The sequence below is a fragment of the Lactobacillus sp. B4005 genome (genome assembly GCF_026536045.1).
GTDB classification, from domain to species: Bacteria; Bacillota; Bacilli; order Lactobacillales; family Lactobacillaceae; genus Lactobacillus; species Lactobacillus panisapium.
On the sequence record NZ_JAFNOZ010000001.1, the window covers coordinates 839,701 to 858,977 of the forward strand.

21 protein-coding genes, 2 pseudogenes and 2 other annotated features (1 of these 25 running past the window's edge) are annotated in these 19,277 nt (G+C 37.2%); of the genes and pseudogenes, 2 read left to right on the plus strand and 21 right to left on the minus strand.

The window, feature by feature from the left end:
- Positions 1-141 (minus strand) — a binding site (T-box leader) (it extends 64 nt beyond the left edge of the window).
- A 52-nt stretch (positions 142-193) separates the two neighbouring features.
- On the minus strand, positions 194-544 hold the full coding sequence (locus J3U73_RS04095) for a winged helix-turn-helix transcriptional regulator (RefSeq protein WP_103751857.1): 351 nt from the start codon (positions 542-544) through the stop codon (positions 194-196).
- A 77-nt stretch (positions 545-621) separates the two neighbouring features.
- The gene (locus J3U73_RS04100; RefSeq protein ID WP_103751858.1) at positions 622-1,389 is read right to left on the minus strand and encodes a TrmH family RNA methyltransferase; all 768 of its coding nucleotides are present in this window, start codon (positions 1,387-1,389) and stop codon (positions 622-624) included.
- Positions 1,390-1,494: 105 nt separating this feature from the next.
- Here J3U73_RS04100 and J3U73_RS04105 point away from each other — a divergent pair, with 105 nt between their 5' ends.
- Entirely contained in the window at positions 1,495-1,824 is a 330-nt protein-coding gene (locus J3U73_RS04105) for an acylphosphatase (protein WP_103751859.1), read from the plus strand.
- Between the two features lie 36 nt (positions 1,825-1,860).
- Entirely contained in the window at positions 1,861-2,829 is a 969-nt protein-coding gene (gene yidC, locus J3U73_RS04110; RefSeq protein ID WP_103751860.1) for a membrane protein insertase YidC, read from the plus strand.
- 186 nt (positions 2,830-3,015) lie between these two features.
- Here the strand turns inward: yidC and J3U73_RS04115 are convergent, their stop codons facing one another.
- The 19 genes and pseudogenes from J3U73_RS04115 to J3U73_RS04205 form a co-directional block, all read right to left on the minus strand.
- Positions 3,016-4,587: a HAMP domain-containing sensor histidine kinase gene (locus J3U73_RS04115; protein ID WP_220219919.1), complete on the minus strand. Its 1,572-nt coding sequence runs from the start codon at positions 4,585-4,587 to the stop codon at positions 3,016-3,018.
- A pseudogene (locus J3U73_RS04120) lies at positions 4,565-5,277 on the minus strand (response regulator transcription factor). Before J3U73_RS04120 ends, J3U73_RS04115 begins: the two are co-directional and overlap by 23 nt.
- A gap of 144 nt (positions 5,278-5,421) precedes the next feature.
- Complete coding sequence (locus J3U73_RS04125; RefSeq protein ID WP_267409665.1) at positions 5,422-5,985, minus strand: DUF177 domain-containing protein; 564 nt, start codon at positions 5,983-5,985, stop codon at positions 5,422-5,424.
- 1 nt (position 5,986) lies between these two features.
- A complete protein-coding gene (locus tag J3U73_RS04130) occupies positions 5,987-7,141 on the minus strand; it encodes a nucleotidyltransferase (RefSeq protein ID WP_267393338.1) in 1,155 nt (384 codons plus the stop codon).
- Between the two features lie 6 nt (positions 7,142-7,147).
- The gene (gene rsfS / locus J3U73_RS04135; protein ID WP_220268177.1) at positions 7,148-7,495 is read right to left on the minus strand and encodes a ribosome silencing factor; all 348 of its coding nucleotides are present in this window, start codon (positions 7,493-7,495) and stop codon (positions 7,148-7,150) included.
- A gap of 12 nt (positions 7,496-7,507) precedes the next feature.
- A complete protein-coding gene (gene yqeK, locus J3U73_RS04140; RefSeq protein WP_220268178.1) occupies positions 7,508-8,104 on the minus strand; it encodes a bis(5'-nucleosyl)-tetraphosphatase (symmetrical) YqeK in 597 nt (198 codons plus the stop codon).
- A complete protein-coding gene (locus J3U73_RS04145) occupies positions 8,097-8,738 on the minus strand; it encodes a nicotinate-nucleotide adenylyltransferase (protein ID WP_267409666.1) in 642 nt (213 codons plus the stop codon). The genes yqeK and J3U73_RS04145 overlap by 8 nt, the downstream gene beginning before the upstream one ends.
- Positions 8,739-8,746: 8 nt before the next feature.
- Positions 8,747-9,862: a ribosome biogenesis GTPase YqeH gene (gene yqeH / locus J3U73_RS04150; protein WP_267409667.1), complete on the minus strand. Its 1,116-nt coding sequence runs from the start codon at positions 9,860-9,862 to the stop codon at positions 8,747-8,749.
- Positions 9,855-10,379, minus strand: coding sequence for a YqeG family HAD IIIA-type phosphatase (locus tag J3U73_RS04155; protein ID WP_103751869.1), 525 nt, complete (start codon positions 10,377-10,379; stop codon positions 9,855-9,857). The genes yqeH and J3U73_RS04155 overlap by 8 nt, the downstream gene beginning before the upstream one ends.
- A 105-nt stretch (positions 10,380-10,484) precedes the next feature.
- The gene (rplT, locus tag J3U73_RS04160; protein WP_103751870.1) at positions 10,485-10,841 is read right to left on the minus strand and encodes a 50S ribosomal protein L20; all 357 of its coding nucleotides are present in this window, start codon (positions 10,839-10,841) and stop codon (positions 10,485-10,487) included.
- A gap of 36 nt (positions 10,842-10,877) precedes the next feature.
- The gene (rpmI, locus tag J3U73_RS04165) at positions 10,878-11,078 is read right to left on the minus strand and encodes a 50S ribosomal protein L35 (RefSeq protein WP_103751871.1); all 201 of its coding nucleotides are present in this window, start codon (positions 11,076-11,078) and stop codon (positions 10,878-10,880) included.
- 27 nt (positions 11,079-11,105) lie between these two features.
- A complete protein-coding gene (gene infC, locus J3U73_RS04170) occupies positions 11,106-11,615 on the minus strand; it encodes a translation initiation factor IF-3 (RefSeq protein ID WP_103751872.1) in 510 nt (169 codons plus the stop codon).
- Between the two features lie 37 nt (positions 11,616-11,652).
- Positions 11,653-11,766 (minus strand) — a sequence feature (ribosomal protein L20 leader region).
- A gap of 72 nt (positions 11,767-11,838) precedes the next feature.
- The gene (locus J3U73_RS04175) at positions 11,839-12,495 is read right to left on the minus strand and encodes a putative bacteriocin export ABC transporter (protein ID WP_267393349.1); all 657 of its coding nucleotides are present in this window, start codon (positions 12,493-12,495) and stop codon (positions 11,839-11,841) included.
- 8 nt (positions 12,496-12,503) lie between these two features.
- The gene (locus J3U73_RS04180; RefSeq protein ID WP_267409668.1) at positions 12,504-14,519 is read right to left on the minus strand and encodes a DUF1430 domain-containing protein; all 2,016 of its coding nucleotides are present in this window, start codon (positions 14,517-14,519) and stop codon (positions 12,504-12,506) included.
- A gap of 212 nt (positions 14,520-14,731) precedes the next feature.
- Positions 14,732-16,113 (minus strand): annotated as a pseudogene (locus J3U73_RS04185) (IS3 family transposase).
- A gap of 119 nt (positions 16,114-16,232) precedes the next feature.
- Complete coding sequence (locus tag J3U73_RS04190) at positions 16,233-16,889, minus strand: amino acid ABC transporter permease (protein WP_103751875.1); 657 nt, start codon at positions 16,887-16,889, stop codon at positions 16,233-16,235.
- A gap of 17 nt (positions 16,890-16,906) precedes the next feature.
- Entirely contained in the window at positions 16,907-17,545 is a 639-nt protein-coding gene (locus J3U73_RS04195) for an amino acid ABC transporter permease (protein ID WP_103751876.1), read from the minus strand.
- A complete protein-coding gene (locus tag J3U73_RS04200; protein ID WP_267409670.1) occupies positions 17,542-18,360 on the minus strand; it encodes a transporter substrate-binding domain-containing protein in 819 nt (272 codons plus the stop codon). Before J3U73_RS04200 ends, J3U73_RS04195 begins: the two co-directional genes overlap by 4 nt.
- Before the next feature lie 12 nt (positions 18,361-18,372).
- Complete coding sequence (locus tag J3U73_RS04205; protein ID WP_270262716.1) at positions 18,373-19,110, minus strand: amino acid ABC transporter ATP-binding protein; 738 nt, start codon at positions 19,108-19,110, stop codon at positions 18,373-18,375.
- Positions 19,111-19,277: the final 167 nt, after the last annotated feature.

Genomic DNA, 19,277 nt, shown 5'->3' on the forward strand with positions numbered 1-19,277 from the left:
GATAACGGCGAATACCGGAATTGATTAGATCCTACTAGTAAGATGAAATTCACAGATCCGTTTAAACTTTTCTTTCAGCTTAATAAAAAAAGTCTCTCTGATTAAATGATCGCTGCTACTAGTCTTACTTTCTGTAATTAACTATAAGAATAATTCATTTCACTCAAACTTGCAAGTAAATATCAAATTCTCATTAAACCCATTTATCTGCCCAATTATGAATTTGATCAAAGACTGGCTTGAGATCTTCGCCTTTTTTAGTTAGACCGTATGAAATGATTTTGGTTTTACTGTCAACTGAACGCTTGACGATTTTTGCTTGCTCTAGTTCTTTCAGACGCTCAACTAAGACACGGTCAGAGCATGCCTTAACGCACTGAGCCAAATCCTTAAAACGCATATAATCACCAGCACAAAGGGAACTAATAATTAGCCCATTCCACTTTTTACCAATAATTTTAAATGCATTTATAAAATGCTGACAGTGCTCATAATCTGTCCCTAAACAGTCAGAACAACCCTTAGTTTTATCGTCTTTAGCCATAATCCATTCCTCCCACAGCAAAGCAATGATATCAATTTATTATAAAAAAAACACTTACTAAAAACAAGGACAATCCATTATGCAAAGTGGTAAATAATAATACCAGCCGCTACGGCGGCATTCAAGGATTCTGCTTGGCCTTTAATCGGGATATATAATTTTTCATCACAAATTGCCGCAATCTCGTCACTAACCCCATGTGCTTCATTGCCAATAACCAAACCAAGCTGCGCTACTTGGGCAAATTCTTGTAACTGCTTGGCAGTTTTATCTAGCATACTGCTATAAACCGGTATGGCATTGTCATTTAGTGCATTGATTACTTCAACTAAGTCAGCATTGATGATATTGATATGGAACTGGCTTCCCTGCATAGCACGCTGCGTCTTGGGATTATAAATATCAACACTATTGGGCGATAAAACTACGCCGTCAAAACCAGCCGCATCCGCAGTTCTAATTATTGTACCGGCGTTGCCAGGATCTGATACATTATCTAGCAAAACCCATTTACCAAAATTAAAAGGGTATTGCTTGGGTTGAGCTATCTTTAAGACCATAAAGATGTTTTGTGAATTTTTGGTACTAGATAAATGATGAGCAATGGCTGAATTAATCAAATAAATATTTTTACCATCTAGGTCAACCTGATAGTCTTCTGCTACTTGATTTAACGCTTGCTCGGTTCCCAGCAAATCGACAAAATTTAAATTAGCTTTAAACGCTTCTTCAATTAAGTGAAAGCCCTCAATTAAATATAAGCCAGTATCTTCACGGTATTTCTTTTGTTTTAATTTAGCTAAATCTTTAATCAGTTTATTATTAACTGAACTAAGTTGTTCCATTTAGTAAGCATCTTCTTTCAAACTTTATTATAATGTAATATCTATCAAATAAAATGGTAAAATCGACTTAGACTGAGTTTAATTTTTATTAGAAAGGAACCCATCATGGCATTTTTCAATAATCGACACGAAAAACAGTCACAACCAGCGCAAGATTCATTTGAAACATGGAAACTAACCGCTTCAGGTGTAGTTCAAGGCGTTGGTTTCAGGTGGAGTGTTCTAAACCTTGCCAACAAAATGGGGCTTACGGGTAATGTTTGCAATAATAGCGATCAAACCGTAACAATCACTTTACAGACAAGTCTTGACCACGTCAACCAATTTATTAAGGAGCTGCCCCAAAATGTATCTCCTTATGCCCAGATCTCAACGATTAAAAAAGAAAAGCTGGCAAATGTAGCCAAAATGCATGGTTTTCATGTATTATATTAAGTATTGACTTTAAAAATAAACATTATGGTGAATTGAATGAAGAAATTTCGCAAATATATTGGATTGGCTGCACTTTGTTTTGCAGTCATGTTAATTGTTACCGCTTGTGCGCAAAATGGCAAAGGAGTTACTAAACCTCCTACAGACTTTTTCTATGGCACAATCTATAATTTTATTGGAAAACCATTACAAAATGTCATGCTCTATTTTTCCCACGTTATCGGTGGTGCTAATGGAGCTGGTTGGGCCATTATCTTAATGACCTTTGTTGTTAGAATGGTTCTTCTTCCTCTAATGCTTAACCAGCAGAAGAAGTCGACGACACAACAGGAAAAAATGGCTCGCGTTCAGCCGCAAATGAAGCTAATTCAAGAGACAATGAAGCGCAAGGACTTAACTCAAGACCAACAATTGACTCTTGGCACTTGGCAACGCGAATTGTATTCGCAGAATAATCTTTCGTTAACAGGCGGAATGGGCTGTCTGCCACTGATTATTCAGTTTCCAATTATGATTGGGATTTACCAAGCGGTAATGTATTCCAAGCCACTTGCCCATTCATTTTTCTTTGGTATTTCACTTAGTGAAAGATCTATTTCGGTAACAATCATTGCGACAATTTTTGCCTTTTTACAAGGATATATTTCTTTAATTGGCATTCCGAAAGAACAGAAGAAACAAATGCAATCAATGATGCTGATGAATCCGCTCATGACACTATTTATTTCACTGTCTGTATCAGGTTCAGTTGCATTATATTGGGCAGCCGGTAATATCTTTTCAGTTATTCAACAATTAATTGTTACCTTTATCATTATGCCAAAAGTTAAAAAAGAAGTTGATGAGGAATTAAAGCACGAGCCAATTAAGGCCGTCGTTACCCAAGAAAAAATTGATGAGTTGCTCAATCAATCTTCTGCGGCACCTAAGGTTAATAAACAGACGCAAGAATTACATCAAAATCTGCGTAACCGGAATAAAGGAAAACAGCATCATAAACATTAAGTAGCTTGCAAGCAAAAGATAGCTTGCGGTAAAACGATAAAAGCCTCGGAGTTAGGAACAACTTCGAGGTTTTTATTATGGGTAAATTATCTAAGCAAGAAAAAATTGAAGCAAAACTAAGAGGACTAACCCCGATTAAATATCGGCTATTAGTCCTCAATTAAAATTATTAAACTGTCCTAGTTTCTATTTGCCTTTTTTAGCTTTCTCAGCTTGATCACGTTCACGCAACTTTTGGGCTTGCTTCTTCGTTAGAGATGGGAATGCAATTATAAATTGGCTTCCTTGTCCTTCAACTGAATCAACGCCAATTTTGCCGTGATAACTATGAACTAATTTTTGAGCAATCGATAAGCCTAAACCGTTACCACCCTTTTCGCGCGTCCGTGCCTTGTCAACGCGGTAGAACCGGTTAAAGATCTTGCTTTGATCTTCTTTAGAAATCCCTTCACCAAAGTCCTGAACAATAATATGAACCTCGTTTTGCGCTAATCCAGCAGAAATGTTGATTTCTTTGCGATCAGTTGAATACTTGATGCCATTATCAACCAAGATAACAAGTAATTGTTCTAAGTGTCCCTGATAAATTTGAATTTGCGTATCTTGCGGCATATCATCCATATCAAGTCTGATGACAAAGTCTTTATGAACCATTGACATGTCGCCAGCAACACGTTTCAAGACATCAGCGACATTGGTAACAGCATTCGGGTATTGAACATTAATCTGTTCAGCTCTAGTTAAATCTAGCATTTCCTGAATTAAATGCTGCATTCTCTTGGCTTCCTGAAGAGAAGCTTTAATTGACTCCTCAAGAATTTCCGGATCATCTTTACCCCAGCGCTCAAGCATATTCAAGTGCCCTTCAATTACCGCCACCGGAGTTCGCAACTCATGCGAAACATCACCAACAAATTCTTTTTGCTGGTCAATATAACGCTGCATACGATCAAGCATTTGATTAAGCGAAACCGCTAATTCCTGCAGTTCATCGTGCCGGTGAAAGTCGCTAATTCGGGCAGTACTGTTTGGATCCGCATTAACTTCCAGAGCAACCCGCGACATTTCCTTAATTGGTTTCACGATCCCGCGCACAATGATAAATGCGATTAACGTGAAAAAGATAATTGCAACTGCAGATATGCGAATCATCCATTTGAGAAGGTCCTTCATCAAGCCGTTATAGTAAGACATTTTATTGGCAACAACAATGTAACCAGTTACCTTACCCTTATGCGCATCACGAACCTTCTGGTAAGTTAACAATTCTTTTCGCCGGCCCTTATAGACGGTTTCTGAGTGAAAATTACCCTTAAATTGTTTAAATTTGGGAATTACGCCGCCGTTATCAAATACATCTTCTTTTTCAAGGTTATAAACGACCACGTTTAAATCTTTATTTGTTAGTGAAGATAACAAGTCATCATTGAAGGCGTTATTGGGATGCTCATCAGGATTAATTGGCGGATTACCTTGCAAAATTTTTCGTGCCGATGGTGTAAGCGCAGGAACAACATTAGATATCTGCAACTCGCCATGAATCTGGTTTAAACTGTCATTAAGCTTAACCACCATTTCACGCGAAGTTTCTTTTTGCTGTACCATTGATTGCTGACCAACAATCGAATAAATAATGACCGAAAAGATAATAAAAGAGACCATAATTGTCAAAGCGACAATACTGACCCAACGTACAATAATAGATGAGTGCTTGGTCCCTAATTTTTCCTGTTTCTTACTTCTTTTCATCATCTTCATCTCTTACCATATATCCGGTACCCCGAACGGTCTTGATATATGATTGTTGACCAGGGATGTCGATTTTATTCCGAAGGTATCTAACATAAACTTCAACAACATTGGTTTCAATATTAGAACCTGGTCCCCAAATCTTGGATAATAATTGGTCGCGACTTACAACATTGTTCTTGTTCTTAATTAACGTCATTAACAAATTGTATTCACGTTTAGTCAAGTCAACAGCCTTACCGTCACCGCGACGAACGATCCGGTTTGCAGTTTCAATTGTTAAGTCCTTAAACTTGATGACCTTCTTTTCGATTGTGTCATCGGAAGCTTCTTTTTCGATCTTAACTCGGCGTAAAACAGCACGAAGCCGTGCTAATAATTCTTCAATCGCAAATGGCTTAACAATGTAATCATCAGCACCATGATCAAGTCCAGAAACACGATCAATAACAGAATCACGCGCCGTCATCATTATAATTGGCGTACTCTTAACTTGACGTACACGACGAGCAATTTCCAAACCGTTTAAGTCAGGCAACATCAGGTCAAGCAAAATTGCATCAAAGTCTTCGTTAAGTGCAAGGTCTAAAGCTTTACGTCCGTTGCTCTCAACAACTGTGTCATACTTTTCGTGTTTTAACTCCAACTCAACAAAACGAGCTAAGTTTTTTCGTCCTCAACAATTAAAATTCTTGCCATTCTTCTCATCCTCTATATTCACTATTAAATGCTTAATCAAGTTAAATTTCTTTTAATAAGTTAAGCATACTTTAAAAAAGCTCTTAAAACAAGATTAATAAATCAGGATATGAATATCACTGATTTTTGCACTATTTTATACTATTATTTATCTTTATTTTCACCGTTATTATTTTCATCAAATAATGTCTTTAGCTTTGCAAAAGCTGGGTTTACGTGATCTTTTTTGCTCTTATCAAACGCTTCTTCTGAGATAACAGACCAACCATCGCCTTCGGGATAAACATTTTCTTTTTCTTCCTCCGGAGTCAAAATGGTAATTGGAATATTAAGCAAAATATTGTCCTCAATTGCAGTCTGTAAATCGATTTTATCATCGTCCACTTTAACAATTGGAATCTCACTCTCGTCTAGCTTTTCCTTAGATACTTCATCTTCGGTGTAATTTTCCGTAAAATGAAAATCTTGCTCGAAATCAACCGGTGCTAAACTGCGGCTCGAAGGAACGACGAGCTTCGTTTTAACCTGAAAATCTCCTGTTACATATGGCGAATTATAAAATAATTGGCCAGTAACAAGCACATTTTTTACTTCGTAAACCAAATCTTTACTGCGCTCTAAAAATTCAGGACGCACTTGGACTTCCTGCTTAAGTGAAGTGATTGGTTCCCTATTATTCTTAATCTGTGAAAAGTTAATAGTAAGCATATTAAACCTCCAACGGACGTCGACCAAAGTTCTGATCAACCTGCACTATTTGTTCAAATAAGCGGTCAACCCGTAACTGTAAGTGCATTGAGCCCTGACGGCTATTTTTTTGATCAACCTTAGAAATGATATTAGCAGCTGTAGCTTTTCTAATCTGCTTTAAGTAATTTCGCCCTAATTTGCTATATCCTAACAAAAATAATGCTTCATCATTGAAACTGGCGATAATATCATCCTGTGTAACGTTTAGCAGCGTATAAAGTGCAAGACGGCGCAATCGCGAATAGGTATAGCGCTTGGACTTTATCCGTCGTAAAAATTCCGTAAAGTCACGTGCTAAATGAATTTCCTGCTTAAGCTTATATTCAAGCCCTTCACTCATTTGATAAATATCATGTAGCTGCTCAACCGACGAAGACTCAAGCCGATATTTTAGAAACGGAAACAAAATATTCCAATTCGGATATGCCTTTTGCTGGTATAAGTTTTGAACTTCTTTCTTAGGCATCCACTGCTCTAATTCAGCATTTACCTGACTATGCAAGATGATATTGCGAATTGCGCTCGCGCTTTGAACTACACCATTACTTTGCAAGTCATCATCATGACCAGCACCAATTCGGTTAATTGGGTGCAGAGACAGTGGCGTACCCAAATTATGATTAGCTACGGCATATGCCAAAGCCAAGATAGCATTGGGCTCGTTAACTTCATGGCCAACTTCACGGGCAACCATTTGATTATATTGCGTTGAATAGGTCTGACTATAATCGTTAAAGTCCATGTGACTTTGTGGTATTTCAGCAATCTTACTGCCTAAATAAGCAAAATTTTGCGTTGCATCTTCTACACCAAAGACTAAGTCAGTCACACCTAACTTAGCCAATTGATCAATACTACCTAAAGAAAATAGGTCAGCAGGCTGCACCGCCGTCGAAAAAGGTAGTTCAAAGACTAGGTCAGCACCACTTTCAAGTGCAGCTTTTGCTCGCGACCATTTATCCATGATCGCCATTTCGCCTCTTTGAACATAATTTCCAGACATTATCACCACTATTGGATCTTTGTCTCCCGCAATATAACGAGCTTGGTTCATTAAAAACTCATGTCCACTATGAAAGGGATTATATTCAGCAATGATCCCGACTACACTCATGCTTTGCTAATCTTCCTCTAACTCTAATTTTTTACCACTAGTCCATAACTTTTCAACATTGTAAAAGTCACGTGCCTCTTCGGTAAAGACATTAACAACAACATCGCCAAGATCAAGTAAAAGCCAGTTAGACTCGCTAGATCCTTCAACACGATAATCATAAAAGTCAGATTTATGTGCTTCGTCAATAATGGCATTGGCAATCGCATGTAATTGGCGATTTGAGCCTGCACTGGTAACAACATAATAATCAGCTAAAATGCTGTAGCCTTGCATATCATAAGCTGCAGTATCCTCACCATGGCGATCGCTGATTGCTTTTAACGCAAAAGTTAAGATTTCTTTACTAGTCAATTTTTCTCCTTACTATTTTTTGATACTCCACACATTATAGGAATCTAATGTAAGTGGATAGATTTTACTTCGACGACTAACCAAATGTTCTAGAGTGTGAGCCAGTTGATACCCCACACCATTGTCTAAATTTTCATAAGTAACTTGACGAGCTTCATCCACATCAGCAAAAATTCTTCCAGGTTCGATATAGTCCGCCATGAAGACAATTTTATCGAGCATGGTCATTTCCGTATCAGCGGTTGTATGCCGCCTTACAGCTGTCAATATCTCTTCATCCGTAATTTTTAAATCACGTTTAATAAAATATGTTCCTACGATGCCATGCCAAATTGCGGGGCCCCAGTTGAGTAAATCCAGATCAAATCCTTGCGTTTTAATGGCATTTTGAAAATCTGCGGCTGAAACCTGCTTAGCATAGTCATGAATAAAGCCAGCTAAAGCTGCTTTATCTTCGTCATAGCCATTTAAGTTAGCGAGTTTTCGTGCAGTTTGACTAACACCAATGCAATGATCAAAACGGCGCTGATCCATATTATTTTTTTCCCGGTTAACAATCTCATCGCTACTTAACGGCGAAAATGTTTTTTTAAAAAACAACTCATTCATGATATAAATCCTTTTTTTGAATATAATTTCTAACTGAATCAGGTACAAGATATCTAATTGAACCCCCCATTGCAATAGTTTGCCTAATTGAAGTTGAACTCACGTCCAATCCGGGTACATCAACCCAAATCATCGGTAATTCACCTGATTGTGGGTAGCCAGCACGCTTTACGCCAACTAAGGTAGCTAATTGCGCAATTTTGGTTGGCTCTTTCCATTGCTGGAAGTTATTTACTTGGTCACTTCCTATAATCAAGAAATATTGATTTTCAGGGTGTAGTTCATGCAAATAACGCAACGTATCAACGGTATAAGAAATCCCACCGCGGGATAATTCAAACATTTTTACTTGAAAATGCGGATTATCCTGCGTAGCTAGTTCAAGCATGTTTGCCCGATCTTGCGCTGAAACGACCGGCGCATCTTTTAATGGGGGAATATTAGTTGGAATAAACCAAATTTCATCAAGATGTAGTTTACTCAAAACTTGTTCACCCACAATTAAATGTGCTGTATGTACCGGATTAAAAGTACCGCCTAAGATACCAATCTGTTTACCTTTTTTAGGCTCAATTTTTTCTTCTTTTAGCTCAACCGTCGGAGTTTTCTCAAAACTTTTTGCAATTGCAATCATATTTTCCTCTAAATTAACGCACGTCTAATCCCTAAGCCAATTTTACCAGGAGTATAGATTTTAACTAAACAATCTGCCGGAACCGTCACAAAACCTATTCCACCAAAAAGTAAATCACTCTTATAAGAAGTATGCAATTCCTGCCCCTTAAGTTCTGGTAATTCGCTGGCATCCTCTGGCGGATTAAGCAATTCTCCTACATGTCTTTGGTAAAATTCTGTAGCGTTTTCTGTTTTTGTCCGGTGAATATATAAACCACGTGCAGCATAAACAGTAAAGCTAGCAGGGTTCCCCTTTAAAAAGTCAATTCGGCCCAAACCCGCTAAAAACAACGTATTACCAGGTTTTAATTGGTAAGTAGCCGGTTTAAGAGGCTTTTGCGGTGATATTACTGCCAATTCTTTAGCATTTAACCGCGTAGCCAGTTGATTTTCCGTCATTATTCCCGGTGTATCAACCAAAAAATGACCATTTTCCAACGGAATTTCAATTTTGTCTAAAGTAGTACCAGGAAAACGGGAAGTTGTAATCAGATTCTTTACGTCTCCCATTTCATCAATAATCGCGTTTAATAAAGTCGACTTACCAACATTTGTCATTCCGACAAAATAGACATCTTTATCTCGTGAACCCTTATTTAGATATGAAATTAACTCAGTTAGGTTCTTTTTGTTTTTAGCACTAACTAAGAAAATCTTTTTGGGAAATAGTCCAACTCGATTAGCTTCTTGACGCATCCAATCCTTAATTTTACTTTGTTTTGAATTTAGGGGAAATAAATCAAATTTATTTCCAACCAAGATGAATTCATTATCACCCACAAATCTCTTTAATGAAGATAAAAGTGAATTAGTAAAATCAAAAAGGTCGACCACATTGACAATCAATGCTTTTTTAGAAGCTAGTGAATTGAGTAAGGCCAAAAAGTCATCGTTATCAGCATCCACTGGCATTATTTCATTATAATGCCGTAAACGAAAACAACGCTGACAATAGATGTCGTTACCCTCATCTTCACTTTCGATTGCCTTTTTTAAACGCGATGCAGGCAAGTAGCCCGCTTCTTCGGGGTTATCGGATTGTAAATCAGCTCCACAACCGATACAAATAATATTATCATCCATTTTTTAATGTCTCCTTGAATGTAACTGGATGTGAAATAGCTAAAAAGAAAAAGATAATTTTCTCAAAAAAACGATTTATTCTGGTATTCCATTTATCTGTTTGAATTAATGGCTTAACCAAAACTGATTTTACTCCAGCTAAATTTCCAGCTTGAATGTCAGTAATTAATTGATCGCCAACCATCATTACCTGCTTTTGCGAAAGATTCATATTCTCCCGCTTTTTAGTTATAGCAAAGGGTAACGGCTTTTTAGCTTTTGCGACATAAGCAATGTGATAAGGATCTAGCACTTTACCAATTCGCTCAGCATTATTATTAGAAATGACCACCAATTTTATATCAGCAGCAGCCAGGCGGCGATTAAGTTCATCCATCTTCTTGGCTGTTTCGAACTCATTCCATGCAAGAAGCGTGTTATCTAAATCTGAAAAGACAGCTTTAATTCCCATCTGTTTAAGCACGTCAGTATCTAAATGATAGATTGTGTCAATTGTATAACGTGGCCTGAATAACATTCAACTTCCCCTTCATTTAACATTTCCCTAATCTAATATATCAAAAAATAGTACGAAGTGATAAATTTTGACATAAAAAAATGGCGCTAATGCGCCATTTTTAAATTAATTTAAAGCCTTTTTAGCAGTTTCAGCTAATTGTGCAAAGGTCTTTGAATCGTTATAAGCAATATCAGCTAACATTTTACGATTAATGTCAACACCAGCTACTTTCAAACCGTGCATTAACTTAGAATATGAAAGATCATTTTGTCTTGCTGCCGCATTGATTCTAGCAATCCATAATTTTCTAAAGTCGCTCTTGCGTCTTCTACGGTCACGGAATGCATATCTGTAAGAAACAAATAATTGTGTACTTGCAGCTTTAAATTGCATATGCTTTGCGCCACGGTAACCCTTGGCAAGCTTCATAACCTTCTTACGACGTTTACGTGTAACTGTTCCACCCTTAACTCTTGGCATCTAAAATTCCTCCTAAATATCGTTTTTATTTAATGATTAACGCATTTGAGAGAGCATCTGTTTGATGCGCTTCAAGTCGCTGCGTGAAACTAATGCAGCCTTTCTCAAATGACGACGTTGTTTCTTAGTCTTGCCATGGAAACGGTGACCAGTAAAAGCGTGATGACGCTTTAATTGACCAGAAGCAGTTCTTTTGAAACGCTTAGCAGAAGCGCGGTGGGTTTTCATTTTAGGCATTTTCTAATTCCTCCAAATTAACTTTAATTATTTTTTATCACTCTTGGGAGCAAGCATTAAAAACATTGATCGACCTTCCATCTTCGGTTTGCTAATCACTGTAGCAATATCTGAAGTGGCTTCAGCCATCTTTTCTAATACTTCGCGACCTAATTCCTTATGAGTAATTGCTCGACCCCTGAACCTGATTGAAACACGAACTTTAGCTTCCTCTTTAGTAAGGAACTTCCGAGCGTGTTTTAATTTAGTGTTGAAATCATTGCCTTCAATTGTTGGACTTAAACGGATTTCCTTTACACTGACGGTTTTGGACTTCTTACGAGATTCCTTAACCTTCTTTTGTTGTTCAAACCGGTACTTACCGTAATCCATAATGCGGGCAACTGGTGGCTTGGCATTAGGCGAAATTAGAACTAAATCTAAACTTGCAACATTAGCTTGGCGCAAAGCTTCAGCCTTTGTTACAACACCAACTTGTTCACCATCTTCATTAATTAAACGAACCTCGCGAGCGCGTATTTGGTCGTTTAATATCAAATTCTTTGGTATAATTCTTCACCTCCATGTTAATTTGAGGACAAGAAAAAGGCGGGTAAGAAGTTACCCGCCTTTAATCAACAGAAAATATCGATTAGCCCAGAGGTCAACTTAACTTAGGCGAGAAGCGGGAAAGCTTCTTCTTGTTCTCAACTACAGTGATTATACGCTTTACTACTTATTAAGTCAATATAAAAAGTGCAAATCGGATATTAGACTTAAATCAAATCTTATCTCTAATTATTATACCAGAATTCTTTATTTCAATTACATAATCACATTTTTGCCAAACATTTTGATCATGCGTAGCAATTATGATTGTTGCCGCAGGATCAAATCCGGTTAACAATGTTTTTAAAACTACTTGGCCGTTTTCTGCGTCGAGGGAGCCTGTTGGCTCATCAGCAAAGATTACTTTAGGTGATTTTAAAATTATTCGAGCCAAGGCTACTCGTTGTTGTTCTCCGCCACTAAGTGTATAAACTTTTTGCTTCAACTGTAGCTTATTTAACCCAACATGAGAAAGAGCATTCTTCATTTTAGTCTCTTTTGCAGATTTAGATAGCTTTTGATTAGCAAAACTTAAGTCCAGATTTTGTTTAACCGTTTCGGTATCAATTAAACCAAAATTCTGAAAAATAAAGCCGAAATAATCACGGTACAGTTTTTTGCGACTTTTAGAATTAACCTTGATATCAGCGACCTTCACCTCTCCCGCAGTGGGCCTTTCTAAACCACTCAAAAGATTTAACAACGTTGTCTTACCGGCTCCACTTTTACCAACAATGGCATAACTTTTACCAGACTCAAGATTGCAATTTATATCGTTAAAAATAATTTTATCGTTAAATTTCTTAGTAAGATGTTCTACTTTAATCATTTAGACTCCTAGTTTCCATGGTTAAGCGAAGTTAATAGGTCACGTTGCGCTTGGTAATATGTCAGCCAAATAATAATTGCTTCAAGCAAAAGATAGCCTAGACCATATGACAGTAGATTTAAGCGATTTAAGCCAGCTAAAGTAACCGTAATAATCAATATATCAAGTATTAAATTACCCGTTAAAAATGTTCCAACAAGTTTGGCATTTGATTTGCCAAATACTTGGTATACTGCAATTTTACGACGATTATTCTGCAAGAATGTTGAACTAACAAACAAGATGATAAAAATAAGTTGCAGAAGCGTCAAAACAGTTGTAATGGTCAACATGAGTATTTGTTTATTAGCTTTAATATTATAATCCCATAATAGTGTCTGTCGACTAGTTATACTGACAACATATGGTTTCAATCCTAGCTGCTTAACTAATTTTTTCAGTTCCTTAAGGTGAAGAAACTGAATTGTTCCTTGGCTAATAGTTGCCAGATAAAAATCATCGGAAAACTGCTTATCATTTGTAACGGCAATCAAGGGATCTGTTGAGATTGACGATAAAATATCGTATACAACCGTATAATTAAAAATTTTCTGGCCGCTCGCAATTGGTATTACCTGAATCTGTGGATGGAGAACTTTTGAATAGTAATTGGGAAGAGTGTTTTGAGTGTTAATAAAAGAGCGCAGTTGTTTTTTTGCCGTTCTTGCTTGATCTAAGCGGTTCTTTGGTACCAGAAGCATAATTTGATGCTTATCTATCTTGGACAGTTTAGGTTTAATTTCACTATTTTTAACAAAATTATGATTGGCAATAATCACATTTCCACTATCTTGGGGGTTAGTTGTACGTATTCCTGGTTGAAACTGTTGTGAATTTTGCGCGACAATCACGTCTGATGCCTGTACAACCAACTGATGGGCTTTTTTAGCTACTTTTTGATTCTCATTATGATCATTAACATTCCAGCCCAACCCTAGTAAATAACTGTTTTTTTGTCTGTGCCATTTCTTAACAATATTTTGATCTCTGTCATAGAGTTCATGATGATTGAGTAAAGTTGCCACGTTAACTATCATTAAGGCTAAAATAGCTATTTTTAATACATACCCAATTAGGAGAAATGATTGAGCACTCTCTTCTCCTTTAATTGCCAAATACGGATTCATTAAAGCCAAAACCACGTAAGAAATGCTATTTAGCAGGAAAAAGCTAGCAAATAATATTAATAAAAGAACTGATAGATATGGCAAAAAGAACCGCCACCCACTTGCTGTAAAAGTCTTAAGACTCCATATAATCGTCATCAGGATGATTATGCCAAAGGAAGCTTCCAACAGTGCAGATTCATTTTTCAGATCATGCTTAAACATTTGCCAATTACTTAGACCATTAATTTTCATCACGGCGTATGCTTTAAAACGGTAAAGCTTTTCTAGTACCATGACAATAAATAGTACTCCAATTATTCCCATTCCAACGATCAAATCAAATTGCGTAACATTTTCTAAAAATATCATCAACAAGGTTTTTGGAGTCAATGAGGTATCTTCAACTTGTATCAAAAATTGGTTTTTCCTTAGCCATGATACCAAGTGCTTTAATGATTTCCCTTTAGCATTAGTCGAGTATAAACCATACATATCTTCTAGCATAAGTTCTTTATCAGTTAGCTTTTTAATGGATTCATTTTGATAAAGTGAAAAGTCATTACTATTACCGTCAAAATCATAAACTATTTTCGTGCGATGGCCGTTAAAATTATTAATTCGCATTTTAACCAAAGAAACATTTTCATTACGAGTAAATTTCTTCAAGATAGCAAAAAAAGCTTTTTTATTGTGCTTCTTATTCCATTTTTTAGTGTCTTTAATTCTTTTATTAATCGGCTTTGAAGCATAAATGTTTATAATAGTAGAATTATTTGGAATGGAATTATTATCGTATTCACGCATGAATCCAGCAAAGAAAATAGCTGTAACGATTGTTATTATCGTATAAAGCAAGATTTTTATTTTTCGAAGCATTTTCAACCCCTAATTACTATTGCAAACCCACTGGCCTTATTTAACAATTTAACTTATGCAAATCGTAAAGATATGCTTGACCATCTTTATAAGTTTAACTTTATCATACTAGTTTAAATTAGACCATTTACCTTCCAAAAGCTGCTAAAAATTAAATAAACAAAAAAGCCGCTTTTGATGTGAACCCCAAAATTAGGACAGTTTAATAAATTTTAACTAAGGACTAATGCCCGATATTCAAGCGGACTTAGTCCTTTTAGTTTTACTTTGATTCTTTGCTGGTTATAGTAACTGATATATTTTTGGATTGCTTCTTCCAGTTCGTTTAAATTCTTAAATTGGGTTTCAAAGCCATAGAACATTTCCCGTTTGAGTATGCCAAAGAACCCTTCCATTAATCCGTCATCTAAGGAATTGCCCTTACGCGACATGGATTGTTCGATTCCATGGTCTTTTAGCCAAGCTTGGAATTTAGGATGCTGGTACTGCCAGCCTTGATCTGTATGAAAAATTAGACCATTTAATGCTGGATGCTTGCGCCAAGCTTGTTTTAGCATGTCCATAATCTGTTTAAGGTTAGGACTGCGGGAAATGGAGTAGGCAATCACCTCTTGCGTGCAGCCATCAACAATGGGTGACAGGTAGGTCTTCTGACCGTTGAGTTTGAACTCGGTCACGTCTGAATACCACTTATGTTCCGGGTAAACTGCGCTAAAATTACGTTTAATCAAGTCGGTCTTAATTGGCCCCTGGTTGCCGCGATAGCTATTATACTTACGCCAGCGTTTACTGACGATGCCAAAGAGTTTCAGCTTGTTCATCAAGCGTTGTACTTTTTTGTGATTGACTAGCCAACCACGCCGTCTAAGTTCCAGAGTAATGCGCCGATAGCCATAGCGGTGTCGGTGTTCTTCATAAATGGCTTTGATTTCAGCCATCACCTGCTGGTTGCCACGATCCTTATCCTTTTTCTGCAAATTGTAGTAATAATTACTGCGGGATAGATGCGGGAGATTGGGATTAGCATTAATAACAGCAAGAATAAAAGTTACGCTGACCTTGAGTTCATGCCTCAGCTGGGTAACTGCCCGGGCTATTTCCGCGGCTTGCGGTTCTTGGTCCGCTGGTCGACTAAGGCGGTCAATTTTTTATAAATTCGTTCTCGACGGTCAGCTTCAAGTTCTGCTGGCGTAAGTGCTCGTTTTCTTGCTTCAGACGGTTGATTTCTGGATCTTGTTTGGGCATGGGGCGATCGTCCTTTCTGTTTGATAACGACATTATACCCGTTTTCACGATAGCTGCGAAGCCAATTAGCCAACATACCGTTACTTTTTAGGCCAAGATCAAGTGCCACCTGATAAGCTGGTTCATGCTTGACTAGTACTCGTATAATAGCCTGCTTTTTAAACTCAAGCGAATATTCAGTATAGGGCTGGTCTAAAATAGCTAGGCCGTGACGCTGAATAAGAGCAAGCAAATACTTAATGTTAGCAGGATTAATACCATAACGTCGACCCAATTCACTAGGTCTAATGTTATAATTCCGCCAAAGATTGAAGATTTCAATTTTATCTTGTTTGGATAATTTAGCCATAATAAAAACCTCGAAGTTGTCCTAACTTCGGGGTTCATACCATTTTTAGAAAAACGACTTTTTCATACTAACTTGTTTTTACCAAAATATTTAAATGTTATTTGACTACCTAAACTAATTTAGTTTGCCATGTGGCGGTGCAAATAGCTACCTGCCATCGACAACGTAAAACAGATTATGAAATATAGCAGTGTTAATGCTGCAAACATTGGCACAATATAATTAGCATTTTGGCCATAAATTACTTGTGCATGCTGCATTAACTCTGGAACCACGATAATCGTGGCTAATGATGTATCTTTAATTAAAGAAACGAACTGGCCAATGATAGTTGGAATCATGTGCCGGTATGCTTGCGGCAAAACCACATGCCACAGAGCCTGAACGAACGACATCCCGGTTGAACGAGCACCTTCTATTTGACCAACCGCGACTGATTGAATCCCGGAGCGGACAATTTCCGCTAGCATGCTTGATTCAAAGATTGTCATTGCAATTACTGCTGAAAGAATTGCACCCGGTCTTAAGCCGATATTGGGAAGACCAAAGTAAGTAAAGAAAATAATCAACAATAAGGGTAAGTTACGAACTAAATCAACCACAAAACCAATAATCGCTGAAATAAACTTTATTTTAGAGTAACGGATTATACCTAAAATTGAACCTAAAACAAAGCTTAGCACAATCGCAATTACCGAAATAAATAATGTCACGGCTAAACCTTTTAGTAGAAAACCAAAGTTTAGCCAAGATAAAGCTTCAATCCATGTTTGCATCTTTTTAGTCGCCTCCCTTAAGCTAACTTCTTTTCTAAATATTGCATGTAGTAGCTCAGTGGCATGGTGATGAGCAAGTATAAGACACCAATTACCAAGTAACTGTTGATTGTATCAAAAGTAACAGACGCAATTGCATTTGCCTGGTACATTAAGTCAAATCCTGCCACAAATGCCAGTATTGAAGAGTCTTTGATCAGATTGACAAATTGATTGCCTAAAGGTGGAATCACAATTTTTATCGCTTGTGGCAAAACAATATACTGCATTGCCTGCTTATACGTCATTCCAGTTGAACGAGCTCCCTCCATCTGTCCACTTGACACAGATTGGATACCTGAGCGAATGATCTCAGCAATAAAAGCCGCTGTATAAAGGAATAGGCCTATAGTTCCAGCAGTAAAGCCGTCCATCTGCACAAAGTACTTGGGAACAATCAAGTAAAAGAACATTACGATAATTAGTAAGGGAATATTTCGAAAAATTTCGACATACGTCTTACCTATTTTATTAGCAAACTTATTCGGAATAACTTCTAATAATGCTATTAACACGCCAAAGATTAAGCTAAAAATCAGTGTTAATAAACTGGCCAATAGCGTCCAGCCAAAACCATCAAAAAGCTGATTACCAAAGTGACTGAAAATATTAATCATTTGTAATACATCTCCTTATAGTTAAAACCTGGTACTTGACCAAACCACTTCTTGATTAATCGGTTATATTCACCACTACTGTAAATATGGTCAATCGCACGATTAATTGCTTTATGAAATGGTTCCTGATTTTTATTAACTGCAATACCATACGGCTCCCTGGTAAAAGTACCGCCGCGAACTTCTAAACTGTCTGGGCTTTGAGCGGCTAAACCATATAAAACACCGTTATCACTTGTTAAGGCATCACCTTGGTGTGATTTCAAAGCGGAAACTGCTTGACCATAGTCCTGCATGGCCACCACTTTAGCCTTAGGCGCCACTTTTTTGATTACCTCAACAGAATTGTCGCCCACGATTCCGATAACCGTTTTACCATTCAAATCGCTTGCTTTTCTAATTTTTGAACCTTTAGGGACTAGTAATGACTTACCTGCCTGAAAATAAGACTTAGAAAAACTAATCACTTTAGCCCGTTCTGGGGTAATTGTAAGTGTCGCAATCACCGCATCAACATTGCCGTTTTTGAGCAAAGGAATCCTTGATTGTGAAGTTGCCAAAGTAAATTTTGCTTGACCCTTAGGGCCTAAAATTTCTTTGGTTATTGCCTTTGCCATATCAATATCAAAGCCCTTTTCTTGGTCATCTCTAATATCAATTAAACTAAATAATCTTTTATCACCTTCAACAGCCCAAGTTATTGTATTGGTAGAATGAACGTTTTTTAAAGCTGACTGATCAGTCACTTTCTTACCACAACCAGTCAGCATGAACGCACTGAAAATTATGACTAGGGGCCACAGTAGTTTTTTCATGCTGGGCACCTCCTAGTGCGAAATAATTTTGCTCAGAAATTGCCGAGCTCGTTCTGTCTTAGGTTGTTTGAAGAAAGCCTGACTTTCATCATCTTCTACGATATGACCCTGGTCCATGAAGATAACCCGGTTAGCAACTTCCTTGGCGAAACCCATTTCGTGGGTCACAATCAGCGATGTCATATCACTTGCTGAAGTTACCTTTTTAATTACCTGTAAAACATCGTCAATCATTTCTGGATCAAGCGCTGAAGTAGGTTCATCAAATAAAAGTAATTTAGGCCGCATGGCTAAAGAGCGTGCAATCGCAACTCTTTGCTTTTGACCACCAGATATTTGAGCAGGCATATTTTGCGCCTTATCTTCTAGGCCAACCATTTTAAGTAAATCCATCGCCTGTTTTTTATTTTCTTCTTCCGGCATATGGCTAACTATACGCGGTGCAAGCATAATATTTTCTAACACATTTTTATTTTTATAAAGGTTGAAGTGTTGAAATACCATTCCTACATCTTGACGCAATCGGTTCGAATCGGTCTTAGGATTTGATAAATCTTGATTATTAACTATTAACTTGCCGCCCTGAATTGATTCCAAACGATTGACCGTACGAATTAGTGTACTTTTACCCGAGCCAGAAGGACCGATTAAAACTACTGTTTCACCCTTATCTATCTCCAAATTAATATCGTGTAAAGCGTGAAATTTTCCGTAATATTTTTGCACGTCGTGAAATTCTATCATTGACATTTTTAGTGCTCCTTTGTGTTATGCCGATCATTAACCAACTAAAACACATCATGCTTTTCTTAACAATTGATTGAAAAATCAAAAGTGCATCCCGTCAACACTACATTTTGTTACCCGACCTGCAAAGTTCCAGCAGATTTTATCATTAATGTTCAAGTTGCTATTCT

What these genes read in the sequence shown, in the direction of transcription:
- J3U73_RS04095 (WP_103751857.1), bottom strand. Translation starts at nt 544, where the DNA reads ATGGCTAAAGACGATAAAACTAAGGGTTGTTCTGACTGTTTAGGGACA.
- J3U73_RS04100 (WP_103751858.1), bottom strand. Translation starts at nt 1,389, where the DNA reads ATGGAACAACTTAGTTCAGTTAATAATAAACTGATTAAAGATTTAGCT.
- J3U73_RS04105 (WP_103751859.1), top strand. Translation starts at nt 1,495, where the DNA reads ATGGCATTTTTCAATAATCGACACGAAAAACAGTCACAACCAGCGCAA.
- yidC (WP_103751860.1), top strand. Translation starts at nt 1,861, where the DNA reads ATGAAGAAATTTCGCAAATATATTGGATTGGCTGCACTTTGTTTTGCA.
- J3U73_RS04115 (WP_220219919.1), bottom strand. Translation starts at nt 4,587, where the DNA reads ATGAAGATGATGAAAAGAAGTAAGAAACAGGAAAAATTAGGGACCAAG.
- J3U73_RS04125 (WP_267409665.1), bottom strand. Translation starts at nt 5,985, where the DNA reads ATGCTTACTATTAACTTTTCACAGATTAAGAATAATAGGGAACCAATC.
- J3U73_RS04130 (WP_267393338.1), bottom strand. Translation starts at nt 7,141, where the DNA reads ATGAGTGTAGTCGGGATCATTGCTGAATATAATCCCTTTCATAGTGGA.
- yqeK (WP_220268178.1), bottom strand. Translation starts at nt 8,104, where the DNA reads ATGAATGAGTTGTTTTTTAAAAAAACATTTTCGCCGTTAAGTAGCGAT.
- J3U73_RS04145 (WP_267409666.1), bottom strand. Translation starts at nt 8,738, where the DNA reads ATGATTGCAATTGCAAAAAGTTTTGAGAAAACTCCGACGGTTGAGCTA.
- yqeH (WP_267409667.1), bottom strand. Translation starts at nt 9,862, where the DNA reads ATGGATGATAATATTATTTGTATCGGTTGTGGAGCTGATTTACAATCC.
- J3U73_RS04155 (WP_103751869.1), bottom strand. Translation starts at nt 10,379, where the DNA reads ATGTTATTCAGGCCACGTTATACAATTGACACAATCTATCATTTAGAT.
- rplT (WP_103751870.1), bottom strand. Translation starts at nt 10,841, where the DNA reads ATGCCAAGAGTTAAGGGTGGAACAGTTACACGTAAACGTCGTAAGAAG.
- rpmI (WP_103751871.1), bottom strand. Translation starts at nt 11,078, where the DNA reads ATGCCTAAAATGAAAACCCACCGCGCTTCTGCTAAGCGTTTCAAAAGA.
- J3U73_RS04175 (WP_267393349.1), bottom strand. Translation starts at nt 12,495, where the DNA reads ATGATTAAAGTAGAACATCTTACTAAGAAATTTAACGATAAAATTATT.
- J3U73_RS04180 (WP_267409668.1), bottom strand. Translation starts at nt 14,519, where the DNA reads ATGCTTCGAAAAATAAAAATCTTGCTTTATACGATAATAACAATCGTT.
- J3U73_RS04190 (WP_103751875.1), bottom strand. Translation starts at nt 16,889, where the DNA reads ATGCAAACATGGATTGAAGCTTTATCTTGGCTAAACTTTGGTTTTCTA.
- J3U73_RS04195 (WP_103751876.1), bottom strand. Translation starts at nt 17,545, where the DNA reads ATGATTAATATTTTCAGTCACTTTGGTAATCAGCTTTTTGATGGTTTT.
- J3U73_RS04200 (WP_267409670.1), bottom strand. Translation starts at nt 18,360, where the DNA reads ATGAAAAAACTACTGTGGCCCCTAGTCATAATTTTCAGTGCGTTCATG.
- J3U73_RS04205 (WP_270262716.1), bottom strand. Translation starts at nt 19,110, where the DNA reads ATGTCAATGATAGAATTTCACGACGTGCAAAAATATTACGGAAAATTT.